15 protein-coding genes are annotated in these 14,070 nt (G+C 59.2%); 9 read left to right on the top strand and 6 right to left on the bottom strand.

Translation table 11 applies throughout. From position 1 onward, the window contains the following. Positions 1-52: 52 nt before the first annotated feature. The 4 genes from groL to J2W17_RS07680 all read right to left on the bottom strand — a co-directional run bounded on the left by groL (position 53) and on the right by J2W17_RS07680 (position 3,560). A complete protein-coding gene (gene groL / locus J2W17_RS07695) occupies positions 53-1,696 on the bottom strand; it encodes a chaperonin GroEL (protein WP_258616882.1) in 1,644 nt (547 codons plus the stop codon). A 49-nt stretch (positions 1,697-1,745) separates the two neighbouring features. Continuing rightward, complete coding sequence (locus J2W17_RS07690) at positions 1,746-2,039, bottom strand: co-chaperone GroES (RefSeq protein ID WP_017340553.1); 294 nt, start codon at positions 2,037-2,039, stop codon at positions 1,746-1,748. A gap of 246 nt (positions 2,040-2,285) precedes the next feature. Then, entirely contained in the window at positions 2,286-2,762 is a 477-nt protein-coding gene (locus J2W17_RS07685) for an FxsA family protein (RefSeq protein ID WP_064679463.1), read from the bottom strand. A gap of 66 nt (positions 2,763-2,828) precedes the next feature. After that, positions 2,829-3,560, bottom strand: a complete 732-nt coding sequence (locus tag J2W17_RS07680; RefSeq protein WP_307331727.1) for a HugZ family pyridoxamine 5'-phosphate oxidase — start codon at positions 3,558-3,560, stop codon at positions 2,829-2,831. Positions 3,561-3,725: 165 nt separating this feature from the next. Here J2W17_RS07680 and J2W17_RS07675 point away from each other — a divergent pair, with 165 nt between their 5' ends. After that, positions 3,726-4,484, top strand: coding sequence for an SDR family oxidoreductase (locus tag J2W17_RS07675; protein ID WP_307331724.1), 759 nt, complete (start codon positions 3,726-3,728; stop codon positions 4,482-4,484). Between the two features lie 132 nt (positions 4,485-4,616). On the opposite strand, the gene apbC is transcribed toward J2W17_RS07675, so the two are convergent. After that, positions 4,617-5,711: an iron-sulfur cluster carrier protein ApbC gene (gene apbC / locus J2W17_RS07670; protein ID WP_307331722.1), complete on the bottom strand. Its 1,095-nt coding sequence runs from the start codon at positions 5,709-5,711 to the stop codon at positions 4,617-4,619. Positions 5,712-6,073: 362 nt separating this feature from the next. On the opposite strand from apbC, the gene metG reads away from it, so the two are divergent. The 8 genes from metG to J2W17_RS07630 all read left to right on the top strand — a co-directional run bounded on the left by metG (position 6,074) and on the right by J2W17_RS07630 (position 12,963). Beyond that, on the top strand, positions 6,074-8,125 hold the full coding sequence (gene metG / locus J2W17_RS07665; protein WP_307331719.1) for a methionine--tRNA ligase: 2,052 nt from the start codon (positions 6,074-6,076) through the stop codon (positions 8,123-8,125). A 143-nt stretch (positions 8,126-8,268) separates the two neighbouring features. Continuing rightward, positions 8,269-8,838, top strand: coding sequence for an electron transport complex protein RnfA (locus J2W17_RS07660; RefSeq protein ID WP_307331716.1), 570 nt, complete (start codon positions 8,269-8,271; stop codon positions 8,836-8,838). Then, on the top strand, positions 8,835-9,845 hold the full coding sequence (gene rsxB / locus J2W17_RS07655) for an electron transport complex subunit RsxB (protein ID WP_307331713.1): 1,011 nt from the start codon (positions 8,835-8,837) through the stop codon (positions 9,843-9,845). Before J2W17_RS07660 ends, rsxB begins: the two co-directional genes overlap by 4 nt. Further along, entirely contained in the window at positions 9,832-10,824 is a 993-nt protein-coding gene (locus tag J2W17_RS07650) for an RnfABCDGE type electron transport complex subunit D (RefSeq protein WP_307331710.1), read from the top strand. The genes rsxB and J2W17_RS07650 overlap by 14 nt, the downstream gene beginning before the upstream one ends. Next, complete coding sequence (locus tag J2W17_RS07645) at positions 10,821-11,432, top strand: RnfABCDGE type electron transport complex subunit G (RefSeq protein ID WP_307331707.1); 612 nt, start codon at positions 10,821-10,823, stop codon at positions 11,430-11,432. Before J2W17_RS07650 ends, J2W17_RS07645 begins: the two co-directional genes overlap by 4 nt. Continuing rightward, the gene (locus tag J2W17_RS07640; protein ID WP_307331702.1) at positions 11,425-12,012 is read left to right on the top strand and encodes an Rnf-Nqr domain containing protein; all 588 of its coding nucleotides are present in this window, start codon (positions 11,425-11,427) and stop codon (positions 12,010-12,012) included. Before J2W17_RS07645 ends, J2W17_RS07640 begins: the two co-directional genes overlap by 8 nt. Before the next feature lie 25 nt (positions 12,013-12,037). Then, a complete protein-coding gene (gene nth / locus J2W17_RS07635; RefSeq protein WP_307331700.1) occupies positions 12,038-12,676 on the top strand; it encodes an endonuclease III in 639 nt (212 codons plus the stop codon). A gap of 107 nt (positions 12,677-12,783) precedes the next feature. Beyond that, on the top strand, positions 12,784-12,963 hold the full coding sequence (locus tag J2W17_RS07630) for a PA3496 family putative envelope integrity protein (protein ID WP_007898493.1): 180 nt from the start codon (positions 12,784-12,786) through the stop codon (positions 12,961-12,963). A gap of 86 nt (positions 12,964-13,049) precedes the next feature. Here J2W17_RS07630 and J2W17_RS07625 read toward each other — a convergent pair whose 3' ends face one another. Beyond that, entirely contained in the window at positions 13,050-13,676 is a 627-nt protein-coding gene (locus J2W17_RS07625) for a response regulator transcription factor (RefSeq protein WP_307331696.1), read from the bottom strand. Positions 13,677-14,070 lie beyond the last annotated feature (394 nt).

Below are 14,070 nucleotides of genomic sequence, written 5' to 3'. Positions count from 1 at the left end.
AAACCCCGCCTGCTTTCGCAGACGGGGTTTCTAGTACAGGGGTAAGGCTGGCTTACATCATGCCGCCCATGCCGCCCATACCGCCCATGTCTGGCATACCGCCGCCAGCTGGTGCGTCGTCCTTGATCTCGGCGATCATGGCTTCGGTGGTGATCATCAGGCTGGCAATCGACGAAGCCGCTTGCAGAGCCGAACGAGTCACTTTAGCCGGGTCCAGGATACCCATTTCGATCATGTCGCCGTATTCGCCGGTCGCAGCGTTGTAACCGTAGTTACCCGAACCCTGCTTGACCTTGTCGACGACTACGCTTGGCTCGTCGCCGGAGTTGGCAACGATCTGGCGCAGTGGCGCTTCAACAGCGCGACGCAGCAACTGGATGCCAACGTTCTGGTCATCGTTGTCGCCTTTGAGCTCGGAGATAGCCTGCAGAGCGCGAACCAGTGCCACGCCGCCGCCAGGTACCACGCCTTCTTCAACGGCTGCACGGGTTGCGTGCAGGGCGTCTTCAACGCGGGCTTTCTTCTCTTTCATTTCTACTTCGGAACCGGCGCCAACCTTGATCACTGCAACGCCGCCGGACAGCTTGGCCAGGCGCTCTTGCAGTTTTTCACGGTCGTAGTCGGACGAAGTGTCGGCCACTTGCTGACGAATCTGCAGAACGCGAGCCTGGATGTCAGCCTCAACGCCGGCACCGTCGATCACGGTGGTGTTTTCTTTGGACAGGATCACGCGCTTGGCATTACCCAGGTGTTCCAGGGTAGTGCTTTCCAGGCTCAGACCGATCTCTTCGGAGATAACGGTACCGCCAGTCAGAACGGCGATGTCCTGCAGCATTGCCTTGCGACGGTCGCCGAAGCCTGGAGCCTTGACGGCTGCGACTTTAACGATGCCACGCATGTTGTTCACAACCAGAGTCGCCAAGGCTTCGCCTTCAACGTCTTCGGCAATGATCAGCAGTGGACGGCCGGCTTTGGCAACGGCTTCCAGTACTGGCAGCATTTCGCGGATGTTCGAGATTTTTTTGTCGACCAGCAGGATCAGCGGACCGTCCAGTTCGGCGGTCATGGTTTCCGGCTTGTTGACGAAGTACGGGGACAGGTAGCCACGGTCGAACTGCATGCCTTCAACAACCGACAGTTCGTTTTCCAGGCCCGAGCCTTCTTCAACGGTGATCACGCCTTCTTTACCGACTTTTTCCATGGCTTCGGCAATGATGTCGCCGATGGAGCTGTCGGAGTTGGCCGAGATGGTGCCGACCTGAGCGATGGCCTTGGTGTCAGCGCAAGGCTTGGACAGGGCTTTCAACTCTTTGACGATCGCGATGGTCGCTTTGTCGATACCGCGCTTCAGATCCATCGGGTTCATGCCGGCAGCGACGGCTTTCAGGCCTTCGTTGACGATCGACTGAGCCAGAACGGTGGCGGTGGTGGTGCCGTCGCCAGCGTCATCGTTGGCACGGGAGGCAACGTCTTTGACCAGCTGCGCGCCCATGTTTTCGAAGCGATCTTTCAGCTCGATTTCTTTGGCAACGGAAACGCCGTCCTTGGTGATGGTCGGAGCGCCGAAGCTCTTCTCGATGATCACGTTACGGCCTTTAGGGCCCAGGGTCGCTTTTACTGCGTCAGCCAGGACGTTGACACCGGCGAGCATTTTCTTGCGGGCGGAATCGCCGAATTTAACTTCTTTAGCAGCCATGATCGATATTCCTTAAATACTTTGTAGTAGCGGGAAAATGAGCGGGGAATCAGCCTTCGACAACAGCGAGGATTTCACTCTCGCCGATGACCAGCAGGTCTTCGCCGTCAACTTTCACAGTGTTGCTGCCGGAGTAAGGGCCGAACACAACCTTGTCACCCACTTTCACGGACAGCGCACGCACTTCACCGTTTTCCAGGACTTTGCCCGGGCCCACAGCGAGGACTTCGCCCTGGTTTGGCTTTTCAGCAGCCGAACCTGGCAGGACGATACCGCCAGCGGTTTTCTTTTCTTCTTCGCTGCGACGGACGACGACGCGGTCATGCAGAGGACGAAGCTTCATTGTCGATCTCTCCTAATTGTGGTTTTCATCGGCCGGTGTAGTCCCGGCGGGTTTAACAAATCCGGCGATGCCGGGTGCGGTTCGGCAAGCGAACCGCGGAAGTCTGTCTGGCGTAATTGCCAGAAACCTTGCGGTGACAGTTACATAAGGGCGGGCAAGCTTATTACAAGGGCGGGGGTCAAAAATTTTTCGCGTTTGTTGCACCGAAAACGAACACGGCACCCGAAGGTGCCGTGTCTGAAACAATTACTTGGGATCGCGATGTTCGAACTCGCCTTCGATCACGTCCGGTTCGCGGCCCAGTGGCTGACGCGGAGCCGGACCGCCACGGGGTTGCAGGTCATCGGCGAACGCTCGCTGACGTATCGCCTGCTCCTCGGCCCGCTGGCGCATCTTGTTGGCCAGCAACCGACGCGAGATCGGCAACAGCATGATCAAACCCAGCACGTCAGTGACGAAACCCGGCAGGATCAACAGCCCGCCGGCCAGGGCCAGCATCAAGCCTTCGAGCATGGTCTGGGCCGGCAGCTCGCCGCGGTTCAGGCTTTCACGGGCACGCAGTGCAGTGGCCAGACCGGCGACACGCAGCACGAACACGCCGAACATCGAGCCGAGTATGACCAGCAGCAGGGCGGGGAAAAACCCGATCGCCCCGCTCACCTTGACGAATACGAACAGCTCCAACACCGGAAACAGTACAAAGAGCAATAAAAAAGGGCGCATCAAATGGTTCCTCAACGCAAGAATGCCTTGCCAGTCTTCCCTAGATGACGTCGCCGTTTCGTGAATTCAAGCGTCGGCCCCTGCATTTTTCGGCCAATGCTCGGCGTGAGCCAGGAAAACCAAGGCTTCCCGCACTTGTGTCGGCGTATTACATGGCGCCTGGAACGGCAGCCAGTACAGTCCCTGGCCGATTCGCAGGTGCATGCCTTCGGTGTCGATACCCGCCAGTTGCGCCGGTTCGGTCTTGGGCAGGCCGGCCAGTTCGACGTAGTGGGCGATGGCCTTGGCGTGATCGGCATTCATGTGCTCGACCATGCTCACCTCGGCCTTGCCGGCGAACGGGTTGGCCAAGGTCAAGTGGTCGACCCAGTGAATAGCGCCAAAACCACCGATATAACGATGGCGCACCGGCTTGAGCACCCAGAAATCGAAATCGTGGGCCTTGTGGTAGCTGTGCGAATCCGGGAAATAGCGGTAGTAACGGACAGCCGCCGCTTCGATGGCAGCCTCGTCCTCGAGCTTTTCCGCTTCGGCGAGGTAGGTCAGGCGACCAACGGCTTGCACGTCTTCGGCCCCGCGCTCGCCGACGAACAGTGAGCATTTGGGGTCTTTCTGCAGATTGTGGGTGTGCTGGGCGATGCGGCTGATCAGGATCAGTGGGCGGCCCTGGTCGTCCAGGCAATATGGAACTACTGAGCCAAACGGGAAACCGGGCATGGCCTTGGAGTGCGTCGAGAGCACTCCACGGTATTCTTTTAGAAGCAATTCTCGGGCATTCTTGGCCGCTGCAACGCTCAATTTATGACTCCTTATATAGAATCCGTCAAAAAAAACGGACGGGCACCTGGGGGCAAGTTCCAGCACGCCATCGGGCAGTCCTCATGTGCAACCAGGCCACATCAGGTGCAGATCGAGAGACCTTCCGGGAGGAAAACCACGCTGATCTGCTATTGGGGCATACGAATGCAACTCACTGACAAAGTAATCATTATCACCGGCGGTTGCCAGGGTTTAGGCCGGTCCATGGCCGAGTATTTCGCCAGCCTTGGCGCAAAGCTGGCGCTGGTGGACCTGAACAGGGAAAAACTCGACGACGCCGTCGCCGCGTGCCAGGCCAAGGGCATCGAAGCCCGCGCCTACTTGTGCAATGTCGCCAACGAAGAGCAGGTGACGCACATGGTCGCCCAAGTGGCCGACGATTTTGGGGCGATCGATGGCCTGGTCAACAACGCCGGGATCCTGCGCGACGGGCTGCTGGTCAAGGTCAAGGACGGCGAGATGACCAAAATGAGCCTGGCCCAATGGCAGGCGGTCATCGACGTCAACCTGACCGGCGTGTTTCTGTGCACCCGGGAAGTCGCGGCGAAGATGATCGAACTGAGAACGAGCGGCACGATCATCAATATCTCGTCGATTTCCCGCGCCGGCAATATCGGCCAGACCAACTACTCCGCCGCCAAGGCCGGGGTGGCTGCGGCAACCGTGACCTGGGCCAGGGAACTGGCACGCTACGGCATTCGTGTGGCGGGCATTGCACCGGGCTTTATCGAAACCGAAATGACCCTGGGGATGAAACCGGAAGCGCTGGAGAAGATGACGTCCGGGATACCGCTCAAGCGCATGGGCAAGCCTGACGAGATCGCTCATTCGGCGGCGTACATATTCCAGAACGACTATTACACCGGGCGGATACTGGAGTTGGATGGCGGGATGCGCATTTAAGACCACCCCAGAACCACTGTGGGAGCGAGCTTGCTCGCGATAGCGGTGTGTCAGTCACCATCACTGGTGCATGTGACACCCTCATCGCGAGCAAGCTCGCTCCCACAGGTTTTGCGTGTTATCCGAAGGGTTTCAATCGTCGCTGATGGTGATGTTCGGCATTGTCGGCGATAACGCTTCCTGCAACACGATCCGCGCGCCGACGTGGCGGGCCAGTTCCTGGTACACCAGCGCAATCTGGCTGTCCGGCTCGGCGATCACCGTCGGCTTGCCGCCATCGGCCTGTTCGCGGATGACCATCGACAGTGGTAACGAGGCCAACAGTTCGACGCCGTACTGGTTGGCCAGCTTTACACCGCCGCCCTCACCGAACAGATGCTCGGCATGTCCGCAGTTGGAGCAGATGTGCACCGCCATGTTTTCCACCACACCCAGCACCGGGATGTTGACCTTGCGGAACATCTCCACACCCTTGCGTGCGTCCAGCAGTGCCAGGTCCTGCGGCGTGGTCACGATGACCGCACCGGCCACCGGGACTTTCTGCGCCAGGGTCAGCTGGATGTCACCGGTGCCTGGCGGCATGTCGATGACCAGGTAATCCAGGTCACCCCAGGCCGTTTGCGTGACCAGTTGCAACAGCGCACCGGAGACCATCGGCCCACGCCAGACCATCGGCGTGTTGTCGTCGGTCAGGAACGCCATGGACATCACTTCAACGCCATGGGACTGGATCGGCACGAACCATTTCTGATCCTTGATCTGGGGCCGGGTGCCTTCGGGGATACCGAACATGATGCCTTGGCTCGGACCGTAGATGTCCGCGTCGAGAATCCCGACCCTGGCGCCTTCGCGAGCCAGCGCCAGGGCCAGGTTGGCGGCGGTGGTGGATTTGCCCACACCGCCCTTGCCGGACGCAACGGCCACCACGTTCTTGACGTTGGCCAGGCCGGGAATCTGGGCCTGGGCCTTGTGCGCGGCGATCACACTCGTGATCTCGACACGGGCGCTGGTCACGCCGTCGAGCTGTTCAATGGCCATTTGCAGCATTTGCGCCCAGCCACTCTTGAACAGGCCGGCGGCGTAACCCAGCTCCAGCTGGACGCTGACGCGATCGCCCTGGAGGTCGATGCTGCGTACGCACCCGGCGCTGACCGGGTCCTGGTTCAGGTAAGGGTCAGTGTATTGGCGAAGGACGGCTTCCACCGCTGCGCGATTGACGGCGCTCATGGGCAACTCCATAGCAAGACTGGAAAATCAGGCAGGTATCGTACCTGTTCTGATCGGCTGGCGGGATTCCCGAACCGTCGCGAGCTTGCGGGGGACCGGCAAACCGGCGAAGACGGCCTTGTAGGAGCAAGCTCGCTCGCGATGGACTAAAGAGCGCCGCGTTTAACCAGTAAACACGCGTTATCGTTAACGACCATCGTCGGAACGCCGCCCGGAGCAAGCTTGCTCCTACAAAGGGCCGCATTCGCCGGCAAGACGTACCTCTGCAAGTTACTCATCCAATGAAACAGGCTCACGGGGTGAAAAATATGCGCCAGCGCTTTATAGTGGCCGACCTCCGTTTCATCAAGTAGCCGAGCCCCATGTCCGAGCCACGCAAGATCCTCGTCACCAGCGCCCTGCCCTATGCCAATGGTTCGATCCATCTTGGCCACATGCTGGAATACATCCAGACCGATATGTGGGTGCGCTTCCAGAAGCACCGCGGCAATCAATGCATTTATGTCTGCGCCGACGACGCCCACGGTTCGGCCATCATGCTGCGCGCGGAGAAGGAAGGCATCACCCCGGAACAGCTGATCGCCAACGTCCAGGCTGAACACAGCGCCGACTTTGCCGAGTTCCTGGTGGATTTCGACAACTTCCACTCCACTCACGCCGAAGAAAACCGTGAGCTGTCGAGCCAGATCTACCTGAAGCTGCGCGACGCCGGGCACATCGCCACGCGTTCGATCACGCAATACTTCGACCCGGAAAAGAAAATGTTCCTGGCCGACCGCTTCATCAAGGGCACCTGCCCGAAATGCGGCACCGAAGACCAGTACGGCGACAACTGCGAAAAATGCGGCGCGACCTACGCACCGACCGACCTGAAGGATCCGAAGTCAGCCATCTCCGGCGCTACCCCGATGCTAAAGGATTCCCAGCACTTCTTCTTCAAGCTGCCGGACTTCCAGGAAATGCTGCAGGCCTGGACCCGCAGCGGCACCCTGCAGGAAGCCGTGGCCAACAAGATCGCCGAATGGCTGGATGCGGGGCTGCAACAGTGGGACATCTCCCGCGATGCGCCGTACTTCGGTTTTGAGATTCCTGGCGAGCCGGGCAAATACTTCTACGTCTGGCTGGACGCACCGATCGGCTACATGGCCAGCTTCAAGAATCTCTGCGACCGCTCGCCGGAGCTGGATTTCGATGCTTTCTGGAACAAGGATTCCACTGCCGAGCTGTACCACTTCATCGGCAAGGACATCGTCAATTTCCACGCGCTGTTCTGGCCAGCCATGCTCGAAGGCGCCGGGTTGCGCAAACCGACCGGGATCAACGTGCACGGCTACCTGACGGTCAACGGTCAGAAAATGTCCAAGTCCCGTGGCACTTTCATCAAGGCCCGGACCTACCTGGATCACCTGTCGCCGGAATACCTGCGTTACTACTACGCGGCCAAGCTCGGCCGTGGCGTCGACGATCTGGACCTGAACCTCGAAGACTTCGTGCAGAAGGTCAACTCCGACCTGGTCGGCAAGGTCGTCAACATCGCCAGCCGTTGCGCCGGTTTCATTCACAAAGGCAATGCCGGCGTGCTGGTGGAAGGCAATGCCGCACCGGAGCTGACCGAAGCGTTCCTCGCCGCTGCGCCGAGCATCGCCGAAGCCTATGAAGCTCGCGACTTCGCCCGTGCCATGCGCGAGATCATGGGCCTGGCCGACCGCGCCAACGCCTGGATCGCCGACAAGGCACCGTGGTCGCTGAACAAACAGGAAGGCAAGCAGGACGAAGTCCAGGCCATCTGCGCCCTGGGCATCAACCTGTTCCGCCAGCTGGTGATCTTCCTCAAGCCGGTATTGCCGCTGCTGGCCGCCGATGCCGAGGCGTTCCTGAACGTCGCGCCGTTGACCTGGAACGACCACGCGACCTTGCTCAGCAACCATCAGCTGAACGAGTTCAAGCCGTTGATGACCCGTATCGACCCGATCAAGGTGCAAGCCATGACCGACGCTTCGAAGGAAGACCTGACCGCCAGCCAGACCGATACCGGCGACGCTGCGCCTGCCGGCAACGGCGAACTGGCCAAGGATCCGCTGTCGCCGGAAATCGAATTCGACGCCTTTGCCGCGGTCGACCTGCGCGTCGCCCTGATCGTCAAGGCCGAACACGTGGAAGGGGCCGACAAGCTGCTGCGCCTGACCCTGGACATCGGTGGCGAACAACGCAACGTGTTCTCCGGGATCAAGAGCGCCTACCCGGATCCGTCCAAACTGGATGGTCGCCTGACCATGATGATCGCCAACCTCAAGCCACGGAAAATGAAGTTCGGCATCTCCGAAGGCATGGTGATGGCCGCCGGCCCCGGTGGAGAAGAAATCTACCTGCTCAGCCCCGACAGCGGTGCCAAGCCGGGTCAGCGTATCAAGTAACGCCCTGAGGTAAATCGATCCCACAGTCGCGCCTGGCGCGCCTGTGGGATTTTCATGTCTGGCCCACCCTCCGTCCTTGCCGGATAATGCCTAACCTATTAGACAGCCCCATTGGAAAGTCTCCCGTTCTTGCCGGCATGATCATGACTGAGATACTGCTTACGCTTATCAGCGCTGCCCTGATCAACAACCTCGTGTTGCACTGGCCGTTGGGCGCCGATCCACTGCTGGGCGCCGAGCGCCGCCAGGTGCATGCGCTGGGCATTGCGACCACGTGCCTGATGTTGATTGTCGGCATGTCGAGCCACGCGCTTTACCACGGGTTGCTGGTGCCTTTGGGGCTTACGCCGCTGCGCCTGTTCGTGTTTGTGCCACTTTGCGTGCTGTTGATCGCGCCCTTGTTGAAGTTGCTTGCACGGATGTTCGAGAAGCTTTCGTTCGAAGGCCTCTGGCCGCTGCTGCTGGGCAACGCCGGTGTACTTGGCCTGGCGTTGATCAATGTTCAGAACGACAAGGGATTCTTTCACGCCACGGCCATGAGCCTGGGCGCCGGGCTGGGTTTCTGGCTGGTACTGAGCCTGTTCAGTGACTTGCGCCAGCGCACACTCGATAACGATATTCCCCTGCCCTTTCGCGGCCTGCCGATCGATCTGATCGGCGCCGGGCTGATCGCAGTGGCTTTTCTCGGATTCAGCGGGCTGATCAAAACATGAGTCTGATTCAACGCATCGACGCCCTCTTGCCGCAGACCCAGTGCGGAAAATGCGGACATCCCGGATGCAAGCCCTACGCCGAAGGCATCGCCAGCGGCGAGCCGATCAACAAGTGCCCGCCTGGCGGCAGCGAAACCATCTCGGCCCTGGCAGAACTGCTGAAAGTGCCGGTGCTGGAGCTTGACGTCAGTCGTGGTGCGGCGCCCGCGCAAATCGCCTATATCCGCGAAGCCGAGTGCATCGGCTGCACCAAATGCATCCAGGCGTGCCCGGTGGACGCCATCGTCGGCGCAGCGAAGCTGATGCACACCGTTATCGTCGACGAGTGCACCGGTTGCGACCTCTGTGTAGCGCCCTGCCCGGTGGATTGCATCGAGATGCGACCGTTGCCGTTTTCTACGGTAGTGCCCGTGGTCGGCGGCCTGGCGTTCAGCCTTGAAGCGCAACAAGCGCGTGCCGCCAAACGCAATCACGCACGGCACCGGTTCGAACAACGCAACGCCCGCCTGCGTCGTGAAGAACAACAGAAACTCGCCGAGCGCCAAGCCCGGGCGCAACGCACTGTGCCGCAGCACAGTGAGGTGACGCTCGATCCGGTGCAGGCAGCCCTTGAACGCGTCCGCGCGCAAAAGGCCGCCAATGCCGATGCGGCATTGAAAAAAGCGAAGATCGATCTGGCCATGAGCCGCGCGCAACTGAACAAATCGCTCAAGGCGTTCGGGCATCCGCCGACATTCGAGCAGCAGTCGCAATTGATCCTGTTGCAACAGCAGTTCGAAGCAGCCGAGCAGGCTTTGACGAAACTGGAAAGCATGGTGCCAGCAGTTCCGGCACCTGCTGCCCCGGTGAAAAATGCCGATCTGAATCGGGCTAAGATCCAGTTGGCCATGCGCCGCGCCGCACTCAAGAAAGCACAAGCCAGCGAAGCCCCGGCCGAACACATTGCAGCGCTGGAGCGCGCGGTCGCTGAAGCCGAGCACCAGGTGGACGCCCATGCCACCGCTTGAACCGGTCGACGAACGCCTTCAGCAGGCCATGAAGCGGGTGTTGCTGGCCACGGTGCCGGGGCTGCTGGTGTTTTTCTGGTGCTATGGCTGGGGCGTGTTGATCAACCTGATTCTGACGGGTGTGACCGCGCTGGCGGTTGAAGCGCTGGTATTGCAGCTGCGCAAACGCCCCATCAAACCGACCTTGAGCGATGGCAGCGCGCTGGTCAGCGCCACGCTGCTGGCACTGGCGTTGCCACCTTATTGCCCATGGTGGCTGACGGTCAGTGCTGCCGCCTTCGCGCTGCTGTTCGGCAAGCACCTGTTTGGCGGCGTCGGCAAGAACCCGTTCAACCCGGCCATGCTCGGTTTTGCCCTGGTGATGGTGACTTTTCCCCAACAAATGACCCACTGGCCGTCATCCCATGGCATGGACCTGCTCGGTGGTTTGCAGCAGGTGTTCGGATTCGCTCTCGACCAGACGCCGGATGCCTGGGCTCAGGCGACGGCGCTGGACAGCCTGCGGATCAACAACAGCCTGACCATGGACGAACTCTTCGCTGGCCACCCGGCGTTCGGCCAGTTCGGTGGGCGCGGCATGGAATGGGTCAACCTGGCCTTTCTGGCGGGTGGCGCGTTTCTGCTGCACCGGCAGGTATTCAGTTGGCATGCGCCGGTCGGCATGCTGGCCAGCCTGTTCGTCATCAGCCTGCTGTGCTGGAACGGCTCCGGTTCCGATTCCCATGGCTCGCCCCTGTTTCATCTGCTGACCGGTGCGACCATGCTGGGTGCATTCTTCATCGTCACTGAACCGGTGTCCGGCGCAAAAAGTCCCGGCGCCCGGTTGCTGTTCGGCGCGGGCGTGGGTCTGCTGACGTATGTGATTCGCACATGGGGCGGCTATCCGGACGGCGTAGCCTTTGCCGTACTGCTGATGAATCTCTGTGTACCGACCCTGGAGCGGTTGATCGCCTCCAGGCAGGAGCGGGCTGCGCCATGAGTCGTGCGTCGAGCGTGGTGATCCTGGTGGTGCTGACGGGTCTTGGGATTGGCGCGACATACTTCGTGCAGCACACCAGTGCGCTGCGAATTGCCGCCGAACAGCGCCTGATCGACAGCCGAAAATTGCTCGACCTGCTCCCCTCCGACAGCTATGACAATCAGCCGCTGGAACAGCCACTGGGCCTGGCCGATATTGTCTTGCCCAATAGCACACTGCTGGGTGGCTACCGGGTAACCAAAGCAGGCAAATCCAGTGCCGTATTACTGCGCAGCCGATCCTTGGGCTATACCGGCTCTATCGAACTGCTGATCGCCATCGGTGCCAATGGCCGGTTGCTGGGCGTCAAAACCCTCAGTCAAGCGGAAACCCCGGGGCTGGGCGGCAGGATTGCCGACTGGCCAAACGCCTGGCTTCAGGACTTTGCCGGCAAATCGCGAGCCGAACCCGGCGATCCGGGCTGGGCCCTGAAAAAAGATCAGGGGACATTCGATCAGATCGCTGGCGCGACCATCACCTCAAGAGCGGTGATCCACGCCATTCATGACGCGTTGAGCTACTTCGATGAACACCCGCAACAGCTGATCGGGAGCAGTGCCCATGAATAACTCATCGACGCTGCAGAATTCGCTGATGCTGGCGCCACTGATCGGCGCGACGGACTCACTGATGAAGGCGCTGGGCTTGGGGCTGATGTTCATCGTGGTGAGCAGTGTCTTTGGCCTGTGTATGGGTGCCTTGCGCGCTCGACTGGTTCCAGCGACACAGGTAGTGGCTGGCGTCGTGCTGGCGGCCACGCTGACCAGTTGCGCTGAACTCGGGGCGCAAGCCTGGTCGCTTCAATGGCATCAACTGTTGGGGATCTATCCAGCACTGATTGCCTTGCAATGCGTCGTCCTGGATCACAGCGGTTTTTTCCAGCGTGCAGGGCGCGATCGCCTGCGCCTGTGCGTCCTGTTCGGCGCGTTGCTGCTGGGTATGGGCCTGCTGCGAGAACTGATCGGCAGCGGCACACTCGCCAGCCACCTGCCTTGGCTGGCTGGCGCCGCACAACCGGATTGGCAAGGCTGGGTACTGACCGCCGACGGCGGGATACGCCTGGCTATCCTGGCGCCCGGTGGATTCATTCTGCTTGGGCTGCTGCTCGCCACCTGGCAGGCCTGGGCGCACCCGACGCCTTCACACTGACTGTCTTCGAGGAAACACACTGCCCATGAATGCTGTAAAACGCCGGGAAATTTTCCGCAGGTTTCACGAAGACAATCCGGAACCGAAAACCGAACTGGCCTACTCTTCGCCGTTCGAATTACTGATCGCCGTGATTCTTTCGGCACAGTCGACCGATGTCGGCGTCAACAAAGCCACCGCCAGACTCTATCCGGTGGCCAACACGCCGGCTGCGATTCATGCCTTGGGCGTCGAAGGCCTATCGGAATACATCAAGACCATCGGCCTGTTCAACAGTAAAGCGAAAAACGTGATCGAGACCTGTCGCTTGCTGGTGGAGCGCCATGGCGGCGAAGTGCCGCAAACCCGTGAAGAACTGGAAGCGCTACCCGGCGTCGGCCGCAAGACGGCCAACGTGGTGCTCAATACCGCATTCCGTCAACTGACCATGGCGGTGGACACCCATATCTTCCGGGTCAGCAATCGCACCGGGATTGCGCCGGGCAAGAATGTGATCGAAGTCGAGACAAAACTGATGAAATTTGTGCCAAAGGAATACTTGCTCGATTCCCATCACTGGCTGATTCTCCACGGTCGCTACGTCTGCCTGGCTCGCAAGCCACGGTGTGGCAGTTGCCGGATTGAAGACCTGTGCGAATACAAGCACAAGACCTCGGACGATTGAGGTGCTATTAGGTTTTGTGAATTATCGATTGAAAAAATCTTTTTTACCCGCAGCAAGAATGTCGATATAAGGAGCGCCAAAGGCAGTCTTAGCCTGGAGTTGACCTTATGAGTACTGGCAAAGAGCAATTGGACGTAGAAGACGACTTCACACCCGTTGAGGCTGATGACGCCGAACCTGTGGTTGAAGTGGCAAAGACCAACCTTAGCAAACGCCGCACCATTGACAATCTGCTGGAGGAGCGCCGACTGCAAAAGCAATTGGCCGATTACGATTTTGACCTATGACACCTGAAAAGCCTCCCGAAACGGAGGCTTTTTACTTATTGCCGCCCCTGATAAACGCCTAACGCCTACCGTCAACGCTGCCCCCGTTACACCAGACCATTGCGTTGCGCCAGCTCGATCAGATCGACAAGGGAACGCGCATTGAGCTTCAGTAACAAGCGAGTCTTGTAAGTGCTGACGGTTTTATTGCTAAGAAACATTCCATCGGCAATCTCCTTGTTGGTTTTTCCACGGGCCAATTGCTGCAATACCATCATTTCCCGCCCTGAAAGACGATCCACCATATCGGATTCACAGGCATTGCCAAGACTGGAGCGCACCGTGTGCAGGGCTTGATTCGGAAAGTAACTGTAGCCTGACAACACAGCCTTTATCGCGCTGAGCAATTCAGTGAGGTCCTGTTGCTTGCAGACATATCCGGCAGCCCCCGACTGCATGCAGCGCATGGAAAAATGACCCGGTGCCTGGGACGTCAGTATCAGTACCTTCATTGGCATTGCTGCCGATGACAGACGCGCAATGACTTCCAGCCCATCGAGTTTCGGAATGCCGATATCCAGAATGACAATATCGGGCATGAGTTCGCGAGCAAGCTGTAATGCATCCACGCCATTATCTGTTTCTGCAATGACTTCGTAGCCATGACGCTCCATCAGCATACGTACCGCGAGACGAATGACGGGGTGATCATCCACGATCAGCACTTTATTCATGGGCAAGTCCAATTTCGCTGTTCGAATTTTTAGAGCCCGCACAATAGCCTAGTCGTTTCACCCATGGCATGCCGCCCCCCCCGGCCACCCACACCAAGAGACATTCCCTACAAACAACACAGATTATTCCTACAATAATTCTTCGAAAACACTGCAGCAGAAAACTTGTCAGCCTTCTCGACCTGTCACGCTTCGACAGTTTTTTGTGTCGATTTGCAACCTCCAGCACGCAAGAGACTAAAAATCCAGCCTGCAAGGACGCTTGAACGCTCTTGAAAAGTAACCGATATTTTCCGAACAGGAACACACATCTATAACTTTATCCACCCTGCACCCACTCTTCATGCAGCCGGACAACAATCAAGCCCCTAACACAATGAAACAGATATACCGA

Source organism: Pseudomonas lini, from assembly GCF_030812475.1.
Taxonomy (GTDB): domain Bacteria; phylum Pseudomonadota; class Gammaproteobacteria; order Pseudomonadales; family Pseudomonadaceae; genus Aquipseudomonas; species Aquipseudomonas lini_A.
Note: the sequence above shows the minus strand (reverse complement) of the source record. Positions and strands in the feature narration are given on the sequence as shown.

What these genes read in the sequence shown, in the direction of transcription:
- J2W17_RS07685 (WP_064679463.1), bottom strand. Translation starts at nt 2,762, where the DNA reads ATGCGCCCTTTTTTATTGCTCTTTGTACTGTTTCCGGTGTTGGAGCTG.
- J2W17_RS07650 (WP_307331710.1), top strand. Translation starts at nt 9,832, where the DNA reads ATGCCACCGCTTGAACCGGTCGACGAACGCCTTCAGCAGGCCATGAAG.
- metG (WP_307331719.1), top strand. Translation starts at nt 6,074, where the DNA reads ATGTCCGAGCCACGCAAGATCCTCGTCACCAGCGCCCTGCCCTATGCC.
- nth (WP_307331700.1), top strand. Translation starts at nt 12,038, where the DNA reads ATGAATGCTGTAAAACGCCGGGAAATTTTCCGCAGGTTTCACGAAGAC.
- J2W17_RS07660 (WP_307331716.1), top strand. Translation starts at nt 8,269, where the DNA reads ATGACTGAGATACTGCTTACGCTTATCAGCGCTGCCCTGATCAACAAC.
- J2W17_RS07630 (WP_007898493.1), top strand. Translation starts at nt 12,784, where the DNA reads ATGAGTACTGGCAAAGAGCAATTGGACGTAGAAGACGACTTCACACCC.
- J2W17_RS07675 (WP_307331724.1), top strand. Translation starts at nt 3,726, where the DNA reads ATGCAACTCACTGACAAAGTAATCATTATCACCGGCGGTTGCCAGGGT.
- J2W17_RS07640 (WP_307331702.1), top strand. Translation starts at nt 11,425, where the DNA reads ATGAATAACTCATCGACGCTGCAGAATTCGCTGATGCTGGCGCCACTG.
- rsxB (WP_307331713.1), top strand. Translation starts at nt 8,835, where the DNA reads ATGAGTCTGATTCAACGCATCGACGCCCTCTTGCCGCAGACCCAGTGC.
- J2W17_RS07625 (WP_307331696.1), bottom strand. Translation starts at nt 13,676, where the DNA reads ATGAATAAAGTGCTGATCGTGGATGATCACCCCGTCATTCGTCTCGCG.
- apbC (WP_307331722.1), bottom strand. Translation starts at nt 5,711, where the DNA reads ATGAGCGCCGTCAATCGCGCAGCGGTGGAAGCCGTCCTTCGCCAATAC.
- groL (WP_258616882.1), bottom strand. Translation starts at nt 1,696, where the DNA reads ATGGCTGCTAAAGAAGTTAAATTCGGCGATTCCGCCCGCAAGAAAATG.
- J2W17_RS07690 (WP_017340553.1), bottom strand. Translation starts at nt 2,039, where the DNA reads ATGAAGCTTCGTCCTCTGCATGACCGCGTCGTCGTCCGTCGCAGCGAA.
- J2W17_RS07645 (WP_307331707.1), top strand. Translation starts at nt 10,821, where the DNA reads ATGAGTCGTGCGTCGAGCGTGGTGATCCTGGTGGTGCTGACGGGTCTT.